The 20,587-nt window shown below is 74.5% G+C and carries 2 protein-coding genes; both read right to left on the reverse strand.

Features of this window, described 5'->3' with window-relative positions:
* Positions 1-18: 18 nt before the first annotated feature.
* Complete coding sequence (locus tag TR50_RS19225; RefSeq protein WP_042422615.1) at positions 19-9,654, reverse strand: type I polyketide synthase; 9,636 nt, start codon at positions 9,652-9,654, stop codon at positions 19-21.
* 59 nt (positions 9,655-9,713) lie between these two features.
* Complete coding sequence (locus tag TR50_RS19230; protein ID WP_042422617.1) at positions 9,714-20,375, reverse strand: type I polyketide synthase; 10,662 nt, start codon at positions 20,373-20,375, stop codon at positions 9,714-9,716.
* Between the last annotated feature and the right edge of the window lie 212 nt (positions 20,376-20,587).

Consider the following 20,587-nt stretch of genomic DNA (forward strand, 5'->3'; position numbering starts at 1 on the left):
CGGGACGGTGCGGGCCCGTCAGGCCATGCCCAGCTCGTTGTCGATGAAGGCGAAGAGCTCGTCGGCGGAGGCCGACTGGAGCTTCTCGGTCACCTGGGCCTCGGCCTCCCGCTCGCGCGGAGCTCCGCTCCACCGGGTCAGCAGGGCCTGGAGGCGGGCGGCGACGTCCGCCCGGGTGTCCTCGTCCTCGGAGACCGCCGCCAGCGCGGCTTCCAGCCGGTCGAGGTCGGCCAGCGACGCCGGGCCGCCCGTGCCGGCGTCCGGCAGCAGGTCCGCCCGCAGGCGGGTGGCCAGCGCGGCCGGGGTCGGGAAGTCGAACACCAGCGTCGCCGGAAGCCGGAGCCCGGTGGCGGCGCTGAGCCGGTTGCGCAGCTCCAGGGCTGTCAGCGAGTCGATGCCGAGCTCCTTGAAGGCCCGGCTGCCGACCACCTCGTCCGCCGTCTCGTGTCCGAGCGCGGCTGCCGCGTGGGCCCGCACCAGGTCGAGGACGGCCTGCTCGCGCTCGAGTTCGGCCATCTCCGCCAGACGCCGGCGCAGGTCGGTGGCGTCGGCGGGCACCGCCTGAGCGGTGGACCCGCCGCCGTCGGTGGTGCGCCGCGCCGCAGGCAGTTCGTCCAGCAGGGCGGACGCACGGACGGCCGTGAAGCCGGGCGCGAAGCGCTCCCAGACGATGTCGGCGACCGTGACCACCGTCTCGTCCAGGTCCAGGGCCCGCTGGAGGGCGGCGATCGCCGCCTCCGGCTGCATGCCCGGGAGCCCGGCCCGGTCCAGGCGGTCGCCGATCATGCCGTCCGCCGCCATGCCCGTCTCGCCCCAACGGCCCCAGGCCACCGAGGTGGCGGGCAGGCCCTCGGTCCGGCGCTGCTCGGCGAAGGCATCCAGGAAGGCGTTGGCGGCCGCGTAGTTGCCCTGGCCGGGGTCGCCGAGGGTGCCCGCGATGCCGGAGAACAGGACGAACGCCGTCAGCTCCGACTCCCGGGTCAGCTCGTGCAGGTTGAGCACGGCGTCCACCTTCGGACGCAGCACGCCCGCGATCCGGTCGGGCGTCAGCGAGTCGAGCACGCCGTCGTCCAGGACGCCCGCGGTGTGGACCACGGCGGTCAGCGGGTGTTCCGCCGGCACGGCGGCCAGCAGTCCGGCCAGCGCCGCACGGTCGGCCGCGTCGCAGGACGCGATCGTCACCTGCGCGCCGAGGGCGAGGAGTTCCTCGCGCAGCTCGGCGGCGCCCTCGGCATCCGGGCCGCGGCGGCTGGTGAGCAGCAGGTGCGCGGCGCCGCTGCGGGCCAGCCAGCGTGCCACGTGCGCGCCGAGCGCGCCGGTGCCGCCGGTGACCAGGACGGTCCCGCTCGGGCGCCAGCCCTCGGCCGGCGTCAGGCCCGCGGGGGCGTGCACCAGTCGGCGGACGAAGACGCCGGAGGCCCGCACCGCGAGCTGGTCCTCGACCCCGGCGCCGGCCAGCACGCTCACCAGCCGGTCCAGCGCGCGCTCGTCGGAGCGCTCGCCCAGGGTCGCGGGAAGGTCCACCAGGCCGCCCCAGCGCTGCGGCTGTTCGAGCGCCGCGACCCGGCCCAGACCCCACACCAGCGACTGCGCGGGGCCCGTCGGCCGCTCGGCGCGGTTGACCGCGACCGCGCCCCGGGTCGCGCACCACAGCGGCGCCTCGATCCCGGCGTCACCCAGCGCCTGCACCAGCCCGACGGTCCCGGCCAGGCCGAGCGGCAGACCCGGGTGGTCCTGGTGCGGCCGCTCGTCCAGCGCGAGCAGCGACAGCACACCCGTCAGCTCCACGACGTCGCCCAGCTGCTTGCGCAGCACGTCGACCAGCGCCTCACGGCCCACGTCGCGCCCGTCGAGGCCGAACGTGCGGACCTCCGCGCCGCGTCGGACCAGCGCCCGGGCAGTGTCGGCGACCCACTCCTCCTCGACCAGCGCCTCGGGGACGACGACCGCCCAGGTGCCGGAGAGGCTCGCCGTGGGCAGGTCTCCGAGCGGCTGCCAGCTGACGCGGTAGCGCCAGCCGTCGACGGTGGACTGCTCGCGGCGGTGCCTCCGCCAGGACGACAACGCGGGCAGCACGGCGCTGAGCGGGGCGTCGTCGGTGAGGTCCAGCGAACCGGCGAGGGTCGCCAGGTCCTCGTTCTCGACGACCTCCCAGAAGGCCGCGTCCATGGGGTCGCCTGCGACGCCTGCGGACTGCTCCTCGAACCCGGCCGCCTCGGGCCAGTAGCGGCGGCGTTGGAAGGCGTACGTGGGCAGCTCGGCGCGGCGGGCGCCGGTGCCCGCGAAGACGGCGGCCTGCCAGTCCACCGCGACGCCGCGCACCCACGCCTCGGCGAAAGAGGCCAGCACCCGGCGGGCGTCCCCCTCACCGCGCCGCAGCGTGCCGAAGGCCACCGCGTCGCGGTCGGCCGCCTCGATGCTCTCCTGAAGCGCCATCACCAGCACCGGATGCGGGCTGACCTCGATGAAGGTCCCGCAACCGCTGGTGAGAAGCGACTCGGTCGCCTCCTGCAGCCGGACCGTCGTGCGGAGGTTGGTGTACCAGTACTCGGCGTCCATCCCGGAGCCGTCGACGAGCTCGGCGGTCACCGTGGACAGCAGCGGCACCTGGCCGGGGCGCGGTTCGATGTCCGCCAGGACCGTGAGGAGCTCCTCGCGGATCGCCTCGACCTGCGCCGAGTGCGACGCGTAGTCCACGGGAACGCGGCGCGCCCGGATGCCGTCGGCCTCGCACGAGGCCAGCAGCTCGTCCAGGGCGGCCGGTTCGCCCGAGACCACCACAGAGGTCGGGCCGTTGACGGCCGCGACCGAGATGCGGTCCTCACCCCACACTGTCAGGCGCTCGCGCACCTGCTCGACGGGCAGCGCCACCGACACCATGCCGCCGAGGCCGGCCAGGCCACCGGCGATCGCCCGACTGCGCAGCGCCACCACGCGCGCACCGTCGTCCAGCGACAGCGCACCCGCGACCACCGCAGCAGCGATCTCACCCTGCGAATGCCCGACCACCACGGAGGGCTCCACGCCCGCCCCGCGCCAGACCTCGGCGAGCGAGACCATCACCGCCCACAGCACCGGCTGCACCACGTCCACCCGGTCCAGCCAACCGTCACCGGCCTGGCCACGGACGACGTCCAGCAGCGACCAGTCCTCCGCAAAGGGTGCCAGCGCGGCAGCGCACGCGGCCATCCGCTGCGCGAACACCGCCGAGCACTCCAGCAACTCGACCGCCATCGCGGCCCACTGCGAACCCTGCCCCGGGAAGACGAACGCCACCTTCCCCGGAGTGCCCGCCACGCCGTGCACCACGCGCGCGTCGGGTCCGCCGGCGGCCAGCGCGGCCAGGCCGCGCCCGAGTTCGGCGGTGTCCTCGCCGAGCACCACGGCCCGGTGCTCCAGCACCGTACGACCCACCGCCAGGCTGAGGCCGAGACCCAGCGCGTCCGGCTCCGGCTGATCCGCGGCGAAGGCCCGCAGCCGTGCCGCCTGACCGCGCAGGGCGTCCTCGCCCCGGCCCGACAGCACCCACGGCACGACCGGGGCGGCGACCGCCGGAACCTCGTCCGACTGCCCGTCCGACTGCTCCGCGACGGGCTCCTGCTCGATGATCACGTGCGCGTTGGTGCCGCTGAACCCGAAGGAGGACACGCCCGCCCGACGCGGCTGCCCGGTCTCGGGCCACTGCCGCTGTTCGGTCAGCAGCGCCACCGCGCCCGTCGACCAGTCCACCTGCGGGGTGGGCTCGTCGATGTGGATGCTCTCCGGCAGCACCCCGTGGCGCATCGCCAGCACCATCTTGATGACGCCGGCCAGACCGGCCGCCGCCTGGGCGTGGCCGATGTTGGACTTCACCGAACCCAGCCACAGCGGCCGGTCCTCGGGACGGTCCTTGCCGTAGGTGGCCAGCAGCGCCTGCGCCTCGATCGGGTCGCCCAGCGAGGTGCCCGTGCCGTGCGCCTCGACCGCGTCGACCTGGTCGGCCGTCAGGCCCGCGTTCGCGAGCGCCTGACGGATGACCCGCTGCTGCGAGGGGCCGTTCGGCGCGGTCAGCCCGTTGCTCGCGCCGTCCTGGTTGATCGCCGATCCACGGACGACGGCCAGCACCGGGTGCCCGTTGCGGCGGGCGTCGCTGAGCCGCTCGACCAGCAGCATGCCCACGCCCTCGGACGGGGTGAAGCCGTCCGCGGCGGCCGAGAACGGCTTGCAGCGTCCGTCGGAGGCCAGGCCCTGCTGACGGCTGAACTCGACGAAGGTGCCCGGCGTGGACATCACCGTGACGCCACCGGCCAGCGCCAGCTCGCACTCGCCGTTGCGCAGCGACTGCACTGCCAGGTGCAGGGCCACCAGCGAGGCCGAGCACGCGGTATCCACCGTCATCGCGGGGCCTTCGAGGCCGAACAGGTACGAGACGCGGCCCGACACCACGCTGGCCGCCGTGCCGGTGGCGACGTGGCCCTCCGCCGACTGCGCCGCGCCGGCCAGCAGGCCGAGGTAGTCGGAGCCGTTGGTGCCCGCGAAGACGCCGGTCCGGCTGCCGCGCAGGGCGGCCGGGTCGATGCCGGCGCGCTCGAAGGCCTCCCAGGAGGTCTCCAGCAGCAGCCGCTGCTGCGGGTCCATCGCCAGCGCCTCACGCGGCGAGATCCCGAAGAAGGCGGCGTCGAAACGGCTCGCGTCGTGCAGGAACCCGCCCTGGCTGATGTAGGAGGTGCCCTGGTGGTCGCGGTCCGCGTGGAAGACGGAGTCGAGGTCCCAGCCGCGGTCAGCGGGGAACTCCGACAGCCCGTCACCGGCGTTGACCAGCAGCTGCCACAGGTCCTCGGGCGAGGACACCCCGCCGGGGAAGCGGCAGCTCATGCCGACGATCGCGATCGGCTCGTCGTCGGCGGCCCGGACCACGACCGGGGCGACGGCGGCGCTCACGGCGCCCGAGAGCTCCTCGTCGAGGTGGCGGACCAGCGCGACGGTGTTGGGGTGGTCGTAGATCAGGGTGGCGGGCAGCTTGATCCCCGCTGCCGCGCCCAGCCGGTTGCGCAGCTCGACGGCGGTCAGCGAGTCGAAGCCCAGCTCCTTGAACGCACGGCCGGTGTCCACCGCCTCCGGGCCGGGGTAGCCCAGCGCGGCAGCGACGTGCGAGGTCACCAGCTCCAGCAGGAGCCGCTCGCGCTCGGCGGCCGGCAGACCCGTGAGCCGGGCGGCGAAGCCGCCGTCGGCGCTCTCGACACCGCCGTCGCCGCCCGCGCCGCTCTCCAGGGCGCGCACGGCCTCGGGCACCTCGAACAGCAGCGGGCGGACCCGTCCGGAGGTGAAGGCGAGCGCGAAGCGCTTCCAGTCGATGTCGGTGACGGTCAGCACGGTCTCGCCCCGGTCCAGCGCCTGCTGGAGGGCGGTCACGGCCAGGTGCGGCGCCATCTCCAGGATGCCGTGGCGGCGCATCCGGTCGCCGACGCCGCCCTCGGCCGCCATGCCGCCCTCGCCCCACGGCCCCCAGGCCACCGAGGTGGCGGGCAGGCCGTCGGCACGGCGCTGCTCGGCCAGCGCGTCCAGGAACGCGTTCCCTGGCGCGTAGTTGCCCTGGCCCGGCGCGCCGAAGGTGGCGGCGAAGGAGGAGAAGAGCACGAACGCGGACAGGTCGAGGTCGCGGGTCAGCTCGTGCAGGTGCAGGGCGGAGTCGACCTTGACCCGCAGCACCCGCTCCAGCTGGTCGGCGGTCAGCGCCCGGATCACGGCGTCGTCGAGCACGGCGGCGGTGTGCATCACGGCGGTGAGCGGCCGCTCGGCCGGGACGGACGCCAGCAGACCGGCCAGCGCCGCGCGGTCCGACACGTCGCACGAGGTGATCGTCACCTCGGCGCCCAGCGCGGTGAGTTCCTCGCGCAGTTCGGCGGCGCCCTCGGCGTCCGGTCCGCGGCGGCTGGTGAGCAGCAGGTGCGGGGCGCCGTTCTCCGCCAGCCAGCGGGCCACGTGCGCGCCGAGCGCGCCGGTGCCGCCGGTGACCAGGACGGTGCCGCTCGGCCGCCACGGCTCGGCCGCAGTGGATCCGGCCGGCGTCGGTCCGGCGGGGGCGTGGACCAGTCGGCGGGCGTACACGCCGGTGCCGCGCAGCGCGAGCTGGTCCTCGCCGCCGGTACCGGCCAGCACGCCGACGAGGCGCTTCAGGGCGCGCTCGTCCGGCTGCTCGGGCAGGTCCAGCAGACCGCCCCAGCGCGCCGCGTCCTCCAGCGCGGCCACCCGGCCCAGGCCCCAGACCAGCGCCTGGGCGGGCCCGTTCAGCCGCTCGGCGGCGTTCACCGCGACCGCGCCGCGCGTGGCGGTCCACACCGGCGCCTCGATCTCGGCGTCGCCCAGCGCTTGGAGCAGGATCACCGATCCGGCCAGACCGAACGGCACGGCCGGGTGGTCCGGGCATCCCTGCTCGACCAGGCCGAGTAGGGACAGCACCCCGGCGGGTGCGGCGTCCTCGGGGAGTTCGGCGCGCAGCCGCCCGGCCAGCGCCTCGCGGTCCAGGTCCGCCGGACCGACCACCAGACGCCGCACGTCGGCGCCGTGGCGGGCCAGTGCCTCGGCGGTGTCGTCCACCCACGCGTCACCGGCGAGCGCCTCGGGCACCACGAGCGCCCAGGTGCCGGAGAGCACCGGCGCGGGCAGCTCGGTCAGCGGCTGCCAGACGATCCGGTAGCGCCAGCCGTCGACGGTGGACTGCTCGCGGCGCTGTCGTCGCCAGGTCGACAGGGCCGGCAGCACCGCGCTGAGCGGAGCGTCGTCGGCGAGGTCCAGCGAACCGGCCACCGCGGCCAGGTCCTCGCCCTCGACAGCGGCCCAGAACTCGGCCTCGACCGGGTCGAGGGCCGCCTCCCGGGGCTCGGCGGCAAGGGCGGCGGGCGCGTCCAGCCAGTAGCGGCTGCGCTGGAAGGCATAGGTGGGCAGCTCGACGCGCTGCGCGCCGGTGCCCGCGTAGACGGCGGCCTGCCAGTCCACCGCGACGCCGCGCACCCACGCCTCGGCCAGGGAGGCCGCGATCCGGCGTGCCCCGCCCTCGCCGCGTCGCAGCGTGCCGACGGTCACCGCCGACGCGTCGGCCTCCTCCAGGCACTCCTGAAGTCCCGTCAGCAGCACCGGGTGCGCGCTGACCTCGACGAAGCCGTCGATGCCGTGCGCGGTCACGGCCGCCTGGACGGCCTCGCCGAACCGCACGGTCGAACGGAGGTTGGTGTACCAGTACTCGGCGTCCATCGCCGCGCCGTCGAGCAGCTCGCCGGTCACGGTGGACAGCAGGGGGATGCGCCCGGCGCGTGGGGTGATCCCGGCCAGGGCCGTGCGCAGCTCGTCGCGCAGGGACTCGACCTGGGCGGAGTGCGAGGCGTAGCTGACCTGCACCCGGCGCGCCCGGATCCCGTCCGCCTCGCAGGCGGCGAGCAGTTCGTCCAGCGCGGCCGGCTCGCCCGAGACGACCACCGAGGTCGGGCCGTTGACGGCCGCCACGGAGATCCGCTGCTCGCCCCAGGCGGCCAGCCGCTCGCGCGCGGCGTCGACCGGCAGGGCGAGCGAGACCATGCCGCCATGGCCTTCGAGTCCGGCGGCGATGGCCTGGCTGCGCAGCGCGACGACCTTCGCGCCGTCCTCCAGCGAGAGCGCTCCGGCCAGGACGGCGGCGGCGATCTCGCCCTGCGAGTGGCCGACGACGAGCGCGGGCTCGACGCCGCAGGCCCGCCAGACCTCGGCGAGCGACACCATCACGGCCCACAGCACCGGCTGCACGACCTCGACCCGGTCCAGCCACTCCGTTCCGGCTCGGCCGAGCAGCACGTCCTCCAGCGACCAGTCGGTGAACGGCGCGAGAGCGGCGGCGCAGTCCTGGATCGCGGCGCGGAACACCGGCGACTCGTCCCACAGCCGGGCGCCCATCTCGGCCCACTGCGAGCCCTGCCCGGGGAAGACGAACGCCACCTTGCCGACCGCCTGGGCGGTCCCTTCGACCACGTCGGCCGCGACACCGCCAGTGGCCAGCGTCAGAAGTCCCCGGCCCAGTTCGGCCTTGTCGGCCCCCAGCACCACGGCCCGCTGCTCCAGTCGGGCCCGGCCGACGGCCAGCGAGAGCCCGACGTCCAGCGCGTCCGGCGTCGACTCGCCGTCGACGAAGGCGTGCAGGCGGGACGCCTGCCCGCGCAGCCCTGCCGCGCCCCGGGCCGACACCGGCCACGGCAGCACGGTGGCGGCGATCGCCGCCACCGGCGACTCGGCGGGCTCCTCGGCCGGCGCCTGCTCCTCCGCCGTCGGCGCCTGCTCGACGATCACGTGCGCGTTGGTGCCGCTGAAGCCGAAGGAGGAGACGGCGGCCCGGCGCGGCTGCCCGGTCTCGGGCCACTCCCGCTGTTCGGTCACCAGCTCCACCGCGCCGGCCGACCAGTCCACATGCGTGGACGGCTCGGTGACGTGCAGCGTCTGCGGCAGCACGCCGTGACGCATCGCCATCACCATCTTGATGATGCCGCCGACCCCGGCCGCCGCCTGGGTGTGGCCGATGTTGGACTTGAGCGACCCGAGGAGGAGCGGCCGTCCGTCCGCCCGCTCCTGGCCGTACGTGGCCAGCAGCGCCTGCGCCTCGATCGGGTCGCCCAGCGTGGTGCCGGTGCCGTGCGCCTCGACGGCGTCGACCTGGGACGGCGTCAGACCTGCCGACGCCAGCGCCTGGCGGATCACGCGCTGCTGCGACGGGCCGTTGGGGGCGGTGAGGCCGTTACTGGCGCCGTCCTGGTTGATCGCCGAACCACGAACCACGGCGAGCACCGGGTGCCCGTTGCGCCGGGCGTCGCTGAGCCGCTCGACCAGGAGCATCCCGACGCCCTCGCCCCAGCCGGTGCCGTCGGCGTCGTCGGAGAACGCCTTGCAGCGCCCGTCGGTGGCCAGGCCGCGCTGGCGGCTGAACTCCACGAACGTGCCGGGCGTGGCCATCACGGTCACGCCACCGGCCAGCGCGAGCGTGCACTCACCGCTGCGCAACGCCTGCACGGCCAGGTGCAGGGCCACCAGCGAGGACGAGCAGGCGGTGTCCACGGTCACCGCCGGGCCCTCCAGGCCCAGCGTGTAGGAGACCCGCCCCGAGGCGACGCTGCCGAAGCTGCCGGTGCCGAGGTGCCCCTCGACGCCCTCCGGCACCGCGCCGAGCCGGCTGGCGTACTCGTGGTACATGAGACCGGCGAAGATGCCGGTCCTGCTGCCCTTGAGCCCCGTCGGGTCGATCCCGGCCCGCTCGAACGCCTCCCAGGACGCCTCCAGCAGCAGCCGCTGCTGCGGGTCCATGGCGAGCGCCTCACGCGGCGAGATCCCGAAGAACGCCGGGTCGAACTGGCACGCGTCGTGCAGGAAGCCGCCCTGGCTGACGTAGCTGGTGCCCTGCCGGTCCGGGTCGTCGTCGATCAGCGACTCGACCTCCCAGCCCCGGTCGGTCGGGAAGCCCCCGATGGCGTCGCCTCCGTCCGACACCAGCTGCCACAGCTCCTCCGGCGAGGACACACCACCGGGGTAGCGGCAGCTCATGCCGACGATCGCGATCGGCTCCTGGTCGCGCTCCTCCAGCTCCCGCACCCGCCGACGAGCGTTGCGCAGATCAGCGGTGGCGCGCTTGAGGTAATCGCGCAGCTTGTCCTCGTTCACCATCTCGTCCGTTCCTCGCGGCATCTCAGTCGCGCCTGCGTCATGGGGGGCGGGAGCCCGGGTCAGGAGGTCTCGAGCTCGTCGTCGAGCAGGTCGAACAGCTCGTCGTCGGAGGCCGACTCGATGTCGCTGTCGTCCTCGGCCGGTCGCCCGTCGGTTCCGACGAGGTCCCGCCACTGCGCCAGCAGGGCCTGGAGGCGCAGGGTGACCCGCGTCCCGGTCTCCTGGTCGGTGGGAGTGGCCGCCAGGGCCTCAGAGAGCCGATCCAGCTCGGCGAAGACGCCCGCCCCGGCGGCCTGCCCGTCCAGCGGAAGCGCGGTGCGCAGCTGTCCGGCGAGCTCGGCCGGGCTCGGGTAGTCGAAGACCAGCGTCGCGGGCAGTCGCAGGCCGGTCACCGCGTTCAGCCGGTTGCGCAGCTCGACGGCGGTCAGCGAGTCGAAGCCCAACTCGCGGAATCCGGCGGTCGCCTGGACCGCGGCTGCGCCGGCGTAGCCCAGCACCGCGGCGACCTGCCCGCGCACGACGTCGAGGAGGATGCGCTCCTGCTCGTCGGCGACCAGACCGGTCAGCTGCCGCACCAGCGCGGCGCCCGGGTCGGCCTCCGCGGTCCCGACCGCGCGCCGGGCCGGCTGCCGGATCAGGCCCCGCAGCAGCGCGGGCACCTCGCCCGACTCCGCCGCCTGGGAGCGCAGTTGTCCCAGGTCCAGGCGGGCCGGCAGCAGCACCGGGTCCGGCAGGCCGAGCGCCGTGTCGAGCAGCGCCAGCCCCTCCGCCTCCGACAGCGCCGCCACGGCCCGCGTCATCCGACGCGAGTCGGCGTCGGCCAGCTCGCCCGCCATGCCTCCGCCGTCCTCGGCCCACAGGCCCCAGGCGAGGGAGTTCGCGGGCAGACCGGCGGCGTGCCGCTGCTGCGCGAGCGTGTCCAGGAAGCTGTTGGCCGCCGCGTAGTTGGCCTGGCCGGCGTTGCCGAAGACCCCGGCGGCAGAGGAGAACAGCACGAAGGCGGAGAGGTTCTGGTCTCGCGTCAGCTCGTGCAGGTGCCAGGCCGCGTCCACCTTCGGACGCAGCACCGCGTCGACCCGGTCCGGGGTGAGCGAGGCGATCACGCCGTCGTCCAGCACACCGGCCGTGTGCACCACGGCGGTCAGTGGGTGCGCAGGCCCGGTCTCCAACAGCTCGGCGAGGGCGGCGCGGTCGGCCACGTCACAGGCCGCGAACCGGACCGACGCGCCCAGCTCCGCCAGCTCGGCGGCCAACTCCGCAGCGCCCGGCGCTGCCTCACCGCGCCGCGAGACCAGCAGCAGGTGCCGCGCGTGGTGCCGGACCACCAGGTGCCTGGCCACCGCCCGACCGAGCGAACCCGTCGCGCCGGTCACCAGGACGGTTCCTGCGGCGTCGAACTCCGGGGTCGCCTCGGGTTCGTCGGTGGCCACCGCCGCCAGGCGCGGGGCGAGGGCCGCCCCGGCGCGCAGCGCCAACTGCGGCTCGCCGGAGTCGGCGGCGGCAGCGAGCAGGGCCTGGGACGCCGCGTCCTGGTCGAGGTCGACCAGCACGATGCGGCCCGGGTTCTCCGCCTGCGCGGAGCGCACCAGGCCCCAGACGGCGGCCGAGGCCAGGTCGTGGACTTCGTCGCCCTGGGAGGTGGCCACCGCGCCGCGCGTCACCAGGACCAGCCGGGAGTCGGCGAACGCCTCCTCCGCAAGCCACGTCTGCAGCAGCTCCAGGGCATCGTGCACAGCCGCATGGGTGGCCGCCGCCACGTCCGGGGAGGCCGGATCCGCCAGCGGCACCACGACCGTGTCGGCGAGAGCGAAGCTCAGCGTCGCCAGGTCGTCGAAGCACTCGGCATCCGGCAACCCGAGGTCGTCGCCGCCGAGCACGGCCACCGCGCCGAGCGACATGGACGAGGGCAGCGTCACGGCCGTCCATTCCTGGCGGAACAGCGCCTCGTGCCGACCTCCGCCACCGCTCAACTGCTCCGGCGAGAAGGACCGAAGCGTCAGCGAGTCAATGGAGGCCACCGGCGCGCCGGTGCCGTCCGCCACCGCGAGCGAGACCGCGTCCGAACCGACGACCGACAGCCGCACCCGCAGCTCGGCCGCGCCGGCCGCATGCAACGACACACCCGACCACGCGAACGGCAGTCGACCCTGCCCGGTGTCCTCCAGCAGTCCGCCCAGCCCGATCGCGTGCAGCGACGCATCCAGCAGGGCCGGATGCAGACCGAACAGGCCCGCCTCCGAGCGGTTCTCCTCGGGCAGCGACACCTCGGCGAACACCTCACCACCCAGACGCCATGCCCTCCGCAGCCCCTGGAAGACCGGACCGTAACCGAAGCCTGCCGCCGCGAAGGCGTCATAGACCGACGCGACCGAGGCCGACTCCGCACCCACCGGTGGCCACGTCGCGAGCTCGAAGTCCGGTACCCGCTCGCCCTCCGCGAGCAGACCGGCCGCATGCCGCGTCCACGGCTCGTCCAGCCCGGCATCCTCCGACCGCGAGTACACGCTGATGCCGCGCCGACCGTCACCGTCGGACGCACCGACCGACACCTGCACCTGCACCCCGCCACGCTCCGGCAGGACCAGCGGCGCCTCCAGCGTCAACTCCTCCACCAGCGAGCAGCCGACCTGGTCACCCGCACGGATCGCCAGCTCCACGAACGCCGTCCCCGGCAGCAGCACCCGCTCAGCCACCGCGTGGTCGGCCAGCCATGCGTGGGTGTCCAGCGCGAGCCGACCCGTGAACACGTGACCGTCGGCGTCCGCCAGGACGAGGGACGCACCCAGCAGCGGGTGGTCGGCCGCACCGAGACCGGCGGACGCGACGTCGCCCGCCCAGCCGGTCACCGGCCGGGGCCAGTACCGCTCGCGCTGGAAGGCGTAGGTCGGCAGCTCGACGAATCGCGCTCCGGTCCCGGCGTACAGCGCGGCCCAGTCGACCCGGACCCCGCGCACGTGCAGACGTCCCAGCGCCGAGGCGACCGTCTCGGTCTCCGGGCGGTCGCGCCGCAGCAGCGGCGTCAGCAGTGCCGCGCTCTCGTCGAGCAGACAGTCCTGCGCCATCGCGGTGAGCGTGCCGTCCGGGCCCAACTCCAGGTAGGTGCGCACGCCTTCGCGCTCCAGCGCCGCGACGGCGTCGCGGAAGCGGACCGCCTCGCGGACATGCCGCACCCAGTACTCGGGCGAGGTGAGGTCGGCGTCCTGGTCGAGAGTGGAGACCATCGGGATCCGGGGCTCGTGGAAGGCCAGACCCTCCACCACCGCGCGGAACTCCTCCAGCATCGGGTCCATCAGCGGCGAGTGGAACGCATGACTGACCGTCAGCCGCTTCGTCCTGCGCCCGTCGGCCGCCAGCTTCTCGGCGACTTCGAGGACGGCCTGCTCGACGCCGGAGAGCACCACGGCAGCGGGGCCGTTGACGGCGGCGAGGCCGATCTCGTGCTCCCGGCCCTCCAGCAGCGGCAGCACGTCCTCCTCGGCGGCCTGCACGGCCACCATCGCGCCACCGGCCGGCAGTGCCTGCATCAACCGGCCGCGCGCGACGACCAGTTCGGCCGCGTCCGCCAGCGACAGCACGCCCGCCACATGCGCGGCCGCGATCTCACCGATCGAATGGCCCGCCAGGAAGTCCGGCCGGAGACCCCAGGACTCCACGAGACGGAACAGCGCCACCTCGACGGCGAAGAGGGCGGGCTGCGTGTAGGCGGTCTGGTCGATCAGCGCCTCGGCGTCCTTCAGGGGCTGATCCAGGTGCCGGTCGAGCTCCGCGCAGACCGCGTCGTACGCCGTCGCGAACACCGGGAACGCGCCGTACAGCTCTCGGGCCATGCCGGCCCGCTGGCTGCCCTGTCCGGTGAACAGGAAAGCCGTCCTGCCGCCGCCGACCGTCCCGACACTGACGGCCGCCTCGCTCGCGACCTCGCCGCCCGCCAGCAGCTCCAGGCCGCGCAGCAGCTCCGCGCGGTCGTGCGACACCAGCGCGGCACGGTGGTCGAAGGCCGCTCGTGCGGTGGCCAGCGAGTAGGCGACGTCGACGGTGTCCAGGTCCGGACGGGCGACGAGGTGCCGCCGCAGTCGGGCCGCCTGCCCGCGCAGCGCGTCCGGCGTCCGACCCGACAGCACCAGCGGCACCAGGGGCGCCTGACCCGTCGAAGCGGTCTCCGCCTGCGGCACCTCGACGGACGGAGGCTGCTCGATCACGGTGTGCGCGTTGGTGCCGCTGATCCCGAAGGAGGACACGGCGGCTCGACGCGGACGCCCGGTCTGCGGCCACTCGCGTGCCTCGGTCAGCAGCTCGACCGCGCCCGCCGACCAGTCCACGTGCGTGGACGGCTCGGTGACGTGCAGGGTCTTCGGCAGCACGCCGTGCCGCAACGCCATGACCATCTTGATCACACCCGCGACACCCGCCGCGGCCTGCGTGTGGCCCAGGTTCGACTTCACCGACCCCAGCCACAGGGGGTGTTCACGGTCCTGGCCGTAGGTGGCCAGCAGCGCCTGGGCCTCGATCGGGTCGCCCAGGGAGGTGCCCGTGCCGTGCGCCTCGACCGCGTCGACCTGGTCCGCCGTCAGCCCCGCCGAGGCCAGCGCCTGCCGGATCACCCGCTGCTGCGACGGACCGTTCGGCGCGGTCAGACCGTTGCTGGCGCCGTCCTGGTTCACGGCCGAGCCACGCACGACCGCCAGCACCGGGTGCCCGTTGCGCCGCGCGTCGGAGAGCCGCTCGACGAGCAGCATGCCGACGCCCTCACCCCAGCCGGTGCCGTCCGCGCCGTCCGAGAACGCCTTGCACCGGCCGTCCACGGACAGGCCGCGCTGACGACTGAAGCCCACGAACGTCGCCGGGGTCGCCATCACGGTCACACCGCCGGCCAGCGCCATCGTGCACTCGCCGCTGCGCAGCGCCTGGACCGCCCAGTGCAGCGCGACCAGCGAGGACGAGCACGCGGTGTCCACCGTCACCGCCGGGCCCTCCAGCCCGAAGGTGTAGGAGACCCGGCCCGAGGCGACACTGCCCGTGTCGCCGCCCCCCAGGTAGCCGTCGCCGGCGGCCGGGTCGTCCTGGAGGCGGGTGGCGTAGTCGTGGTACATCACGCCGACGAAGACACCGGTCCGGCTGCCCCGCAGGGCGGCCGGGTCGATGCCGGCCCGCTCGAACGCCTCCCAGGACGTCTCCAGCAGCAGCCGCTGCTGCGGATCGGTGGCCACCGCCTCACGCGGCGAGATGCCGAAGAAGGTGGGGTCGAACTCGGCCGCGTCGTGCAGGAAGCCGCCCTCGCGGGTGTACGAGGTGCCGGGGTGCTCCGGGTCCGGGTGGTAGAGGCGCTCGATGTCCCAACCACGGTCCTCGGGGAAGCCGGATATCGCATCCCGTCCGCCGGCGACCAGGTCCCACAGCTCCTCGGGCGAGGAGACACCGCCGGGGAAGCGGCAGCTCATGGCGACGATCGCGATCGGGTCGTCGGCCGACGCGACCACGGCGGCGGCGCCGTCCCGCTGGTCGAGCGCGGCTCCACCGACGAGCTCGGCGTGCAGCTGCCGGGCGAGGGCGTGCGGGTTGGGGTGGTCGAAGACCACCGTGGCCGGCAGGCGCAGCGCGGTCGCCGCGTTGAGGCTGTTGCGCAGATCGAGGGCGCTCAGCGAGTCGAAGCCCAGATCACGGAAGGCCCGGGTCGGGTCGACGGCCTCCGGACCCCCGTGGCCCAACACGGCGGCGACGTGGGTCCGGACCAGGTCGAGGAGCAGCGCGTCCTGCTCGGCCGGGAGCAGGCCGACGAGCCGCGCACCGAACGCGGAGTCCTCCGTTGCGGTCGAGGCGGCGGCGACGCGACGCATCGGCGCCCGGACCAGGCCGCGCAGCAGGGGCGGCAGCGTCCCGGCCCCGGCCTGGGCCCGCAGACCGGCGCGGTCCAGCCGGACCGGCACCACCACGGCCTCGTCCGACCGCAGCGACGCGTCGAACAGGGCCAGTCCCTCGGTGGGCGAGAGCGGCAGCACGCCGCCACGGCCCATCCGCTCGACGTCGGCCGCCATGCCGCCGTCCTCGGCCCACAGGCCCCACGCGAGGGAGGTCGCCGGCAGGCCCGCCGAGCGGCGGTGCTCGGCGAGGGCGTCCAGGAAGCTGTTGGCCGCCGCGTAGTTTCCCTGACCGGCGGGACCGAACACCCCGGCCGCCGAGGAGAACAGCACGAAGGCGGAGAGGTTCTGTCCCTGGGTCAGCTCGTGCAGGTGCCAGGCCGCGTCCACCTTCGGACGCAGCACCGCGTCGACCCGGTCGGGAGTGAGCGAGGGGATCAGCCCGTCGTCCAGCACACCGGCCGTGTGCACCACGGCGGTCAGCGGGTGCTCCAGCGAGCCCAGCAGCTCAGCCAGAGCGGCGCGGTCCGCCACATCGCAGGCCGCGAACTGCGCCTCGGCGCCCAAAGCCGCCAGCTCGGCCGCCAACTCCGGTGCGCCCTGCGCCGCAGCGCCGCGTCGGGAGACCAGCAGCAGACGGCGCGCCCCGTACTCGGTCACCAGGTGCCGGGCGAACAGAGCACCCAACGCACCGGTCGCGCCCGTAAGCAGCACGACGCCTTCGGGGTCCAGCTCCACGGGCGTCGCCTCGACGCTCGCAGGCACCCGTGCCAGACGGGGCGCGAACGCCTCCCCGGCCCGCAGGGCCAGCTGCGGCTCCCCGGCATCCACCGCCCGGGACAGCGCCGACAAGGACGACGGATCCTCGTCCAGGTCCACCAGCACGATCCGGCCCGGGTCCTCCGACTGCGCCGAGCGCAGCAGACCCCGGACGGCAGCCGACGGGAGATCACCAGCGGTCGCACCGCGCGTCACCACCACCAGGCGGGACCCGCCGAACGCCTCCTCCGCCAACCAGCGCTGGACGAGGGCGAGCACCCGCTGCACGGAGGCGTGGGCGGCAGCGGCGACATCACCGGGCTCCGGTCGCACCGGCAGCACGACCGTGCCCGGCACGGAATCCGCCAGCTCGCTCAGATCGTCGAACAACACCGCGTCCGCGAGCCCGAGGTCGTCGTCGCCCAGCACCGCCATGGCACCGAAGGATCCCGTGGCCGGCAGCGGCACCTCCGTCCACTCCTGGCGGAACAGCGCCTCATGACCACCCTCGCCGGAACCCGCCACCTGCTCGGGCGCGAAAGCCCGCAGCACCAGCGAGTCGACGGTTGCGACCGGCGCACCGGTCCCGTCAGCGACCGCCAGCGAGACCGCGTCCGCACCGGCCGGGGCGATCCGCACCCGCAGCTCGCCCGCGCCCGCCGCGTACAGGGACACACCCGACCACGCGAACGGCAGCCGGCCCTGTCCCGTGTCCTCCAGCAGGCCCCCGAGCCCGATCGCGTGCAGCGAGGCGTCCAACAGCGCCGGATGCAGACCGAACAGGCCCGCCTCCCCGCGATGCTCCTCCGGCAGCGAGACCTCAGCGAAGATCTCCCCGCCCTGCCGCCAGGCCTTCCGTAGGCCCTGGAACACGGGGCCGTAGCCGAACCCGGCCGCGGCGAGCCCGTCGTACACCGACTCGATCGGGACCCGCTCAGCCCCGGACGGCGGCCACTGCACCAACTCGAAGCCCGCCGAGCGCTGACCCTCCGCCAGCAGACCGGAAGCATGCCGCGTCCAGGACCCGTCCAGCTCGGCATCTTCCGAGCGCGAGTACACGCTCAGCGACCGACGCCCCGAGCCGTCGGGCTCGCCCACGGCCAGGCAGAGACGAAGTGCGCCCTCAGCCGGCACGACGAGCGGTGCCTCCAGCGTCAGCTCCTCCAGCCGCCCGCAGCCCGCCTGGTCGCCCGCCACGACCGCCAGCTCCACGAACGCCGTTCCCGGCAGCAGCGCGCTGCCCGCCACCGCGTGGTCGGCCAACCACGGCTGCGCGTCGAGCGACAGCCGACCGAAGAGCAGGAGACCGTCCGCGTCAGGCAGCGCGACGACGGCGCCCAGCAGCGGGTGATCGACGGGCTCGAGGCCGGACGCGGTGACATCGCCGCTGGGGGCGGCACCGCTGTCGAGCCAGTAGCGCTCCCGCTGGAAGGCGTAGGTCGGCAGGTCGATCCGCCGGGCCTCCGTCCCTGCGAAGACCGCCGACCAGTCGAGCTTGACCCCGCGCACGGACAGCTGGGCCAGCCCGGCTGTGAACGTCTCCACCTCGGAACGGTCGCCGCGCAGGACCGGCGCGAACACCGCGTCCTCGGCCACGCACGCCTGGCCGAGCGCGGACAGCGTGCCGTCCGGACCCAACTCCAGGAAGGTGCGCACGCCCTCGCGCTCCAGGGTCTCCACGGCGTCGCGGAAGCGGACGGCCTCGCGGACGTGGCGCACCCAGTACTCGGGGTCGGTCAGGTCCGCGTCCTGGTCGAGGGTGGAGACGATCGGAGTCTGCGGAGCCTGAAAGGTCAGACTGGCGACGACTGTGCGGAACTCGTCCAGCATCGGGTCCATCAGCGGCGAGTGGAACGCGTGACTGACCGTCAGCCGCTTCACCTTGCGACCCTCGGCGGACAGTTGGTCCGCAACCTCCAGGACGGCCTGCTCGGCGCCGGAGATCACCACCGAGGTGGGCCCGTTGACGGCGGCGATCCCCGCCTCGTCGGTGAGCAGCGGCAGCACCTCGTCCTCGGACGCCTGCACCGCCACCATCGCGCCACCGGCAGGGAGGGCCTGCATCAACCGACCGCGCGCCGCCACCAACTTGGCAGCGTCCGCCAGCGACAACACACCCGCCACGTGCGCGGCTGCGATCTCACCGATCGAATGACCCGCGAGGAAGTCCGGCCGCACGCCCCACGACTCCACGAGCCGGAACAGCGCCACCTCAAGCGCGAACAACGCCGGCTGCGTGCACGCCGTCTCGTCGATCCGCTCACCCGCGAAGACGACCTCCCGCAACGGCAGGCCCAACTCCCCATCGAACTCTGCGCACACCGCGTCGAACGCCACCGCGAACACCGGGAACGCCTCGTACAGCTCGCGGCCCATCCCGGCCCGCTGACTGCCCTGACCGGTGAACAGGAACGCCATCCGGCCCGCCGTGTCGGCGCTGCCCAGCACCGCACGCGCCGACGGCGCGCCGCCCGCCAGCGCCTCGACCGCGGCCAGCGCCTCGTCGCGGTCACGGACCAGCAGCGCCGCCCGTTGCTTGAGCGCCGCTCGGGACGTGGCCAGCGAGAAGCCCAGGTCCGCCACGTCGAGGTGGTCGGCGTCGTCGGCCAGGTGCTCGCGCAGGCGCGCCGCCTGGGCGCGCAGGGACGCCTCGTCCCGCCCGGAAAGGACCAGCGGCACCGGGCGACCAGGGCCCGTCGGACCGACCGTTCGCGCGGCGGGCTCGACCACCGGGCCCTGCTCGACGATGACGTGCGCGTTGGTGCCGCTGACGCCGAACGACGACACCGCCGCGCGGCGCGGCCGCCCGGTCTCGGGCCAGTCCCGCGCCTCGGTGAGCAGCTCCACCGCGCCCGCCGACCAGTCCACGTGGGGGGTCGGCTCGTCCACGTGCAGCGTCTGCGGCAGCACGCCGTGCCGCATCGCCATCACCATCTTGATGACGCCGCCGACGCCGGCAGCCGCCTGGGTGTGCCCGATGTTCGACTTCAACGAACCCAGCCACAAGGGGCGCTGGCGGTCCTGTCCGTACGTCGCCAGCAGCGCCTGGGCTTCGATCGGGTCACCCAGCCGGGTTCCCGTGCCGTGGGCCTCGACGGCGTCGATCTGGTGAGCGGTCAGCCGCGCGGACGCCAGCGCCTGGCGGATCACCCGCTGCTGGGCCGGCCCGTTGGGAGCGGTCAGCCCGCTGCTGGCGCCGTCCTGGTTGACGGCGCTGCCGCGCACGATCGCGAGCACCGGGTGCCCGTTGCGCTGGGCGTCGGAGAGCCTCTCGACGAGCAGCATGCCGACGCCCTCGCCCCAGCCGGTGCCGTCCGCCGCCGCCGCGAAGGACTTGCAGCGGCCGTCGGCCGCGAGTCCGCGCTGACGGCTGAAGTCGATGAAGGCGTTGGGGGTGGACATCACCGCGACGCCGCCGGCCAGCGCCAGCGAGCACTCGCCCGCGCGCAGCGCCTGGATCGCCCAGTGCAGCGCGACCAGCGACGAGGAACAGGCCGTGTCGACGGTCACGGCCGGGCCCTCCAGGCCCAGCGCGTACGCGACCCGGCCCGAGGCGACGCTGCCGGAGTTGCCGTTGCCCAGGTAGCCGGCGACGCCCTCGGGCACGTCCCACAGCCGGGAGGCGTAGTCGTGGTACATCACGCCGGCGAAGACGCCGGTGGCGCTGCCGCGCAGCGAGTCGGGGTCGATGCCGGCCCGCTCGAAGGCCTCCCAGGACGTCTCCAGCAGCAGCCGCTGCTGCGGGTCCATCGCGAGGGCCTCGCGCGGCGAGATGTTGAAGAAGTCGGGGTCGAACTCCGCCGCGTCGTGCAGGAAGCCGCCCTCGCGGGTGTACGAGCTGCCGGGCTGCTCGGGATCCTCGGCCGACAGGGCGCTGAGGTCCCAGCCACGGTCGAGGGGGAAGTCGGAGACGCCGTCGGAGCCGGTCGCGACGAGCTGCCAGAGGTCCTCGGGCGAGCGGACGCCGCCCGGGTAGCGGCAGGCCATGCCGACGACGGCGATCGGCTCGGGCTCCTGTTCCTCCAGCTCGCGCAGCCGCCGACGGGTCTCACGCAGATCGGCGGTCGCCCGCTTGAGGTAGTCGAGGAGCTTCTCTTCGTTCTCCACGTTTTCCGTCACACCCCTGAACCGGCCGTGAGGGTCCTGCCGGTCACCGCGCGACGTCTGAACACGTCGCGAGCGGACCGGGCAGGACCATCAATTGATCGACCACCAATTGATTCGTGATGAATAGCGCGCGCCCGCAGCCGTCCGCCGCCCGGGAGAATTCTCCGACATTTCCGCATCATTGCTGCTCCGCCACGCTAGCAGCGGCTCAG

Source organism: Streptacidiphilus anmyonensis (genome assembly GCF_000787855.1).
GTDB lineage: Bacteria > Actinomycetota > Actinomycetes > Streptomycetales > Streptomycetaceae > Streptacidiphilus > Streptacidiphilus anmyonensis.

Bases quoted from the DNA above. Each gene is read 5' to 3' on its own strand.
- TR50_RS19225 (WP_042422615.1), bottom strand. From the start codon at position 9,654: ATGGTGAACGAGGACAAGCTGCGCGATTACCTCAAGCGCGCCACCGCT.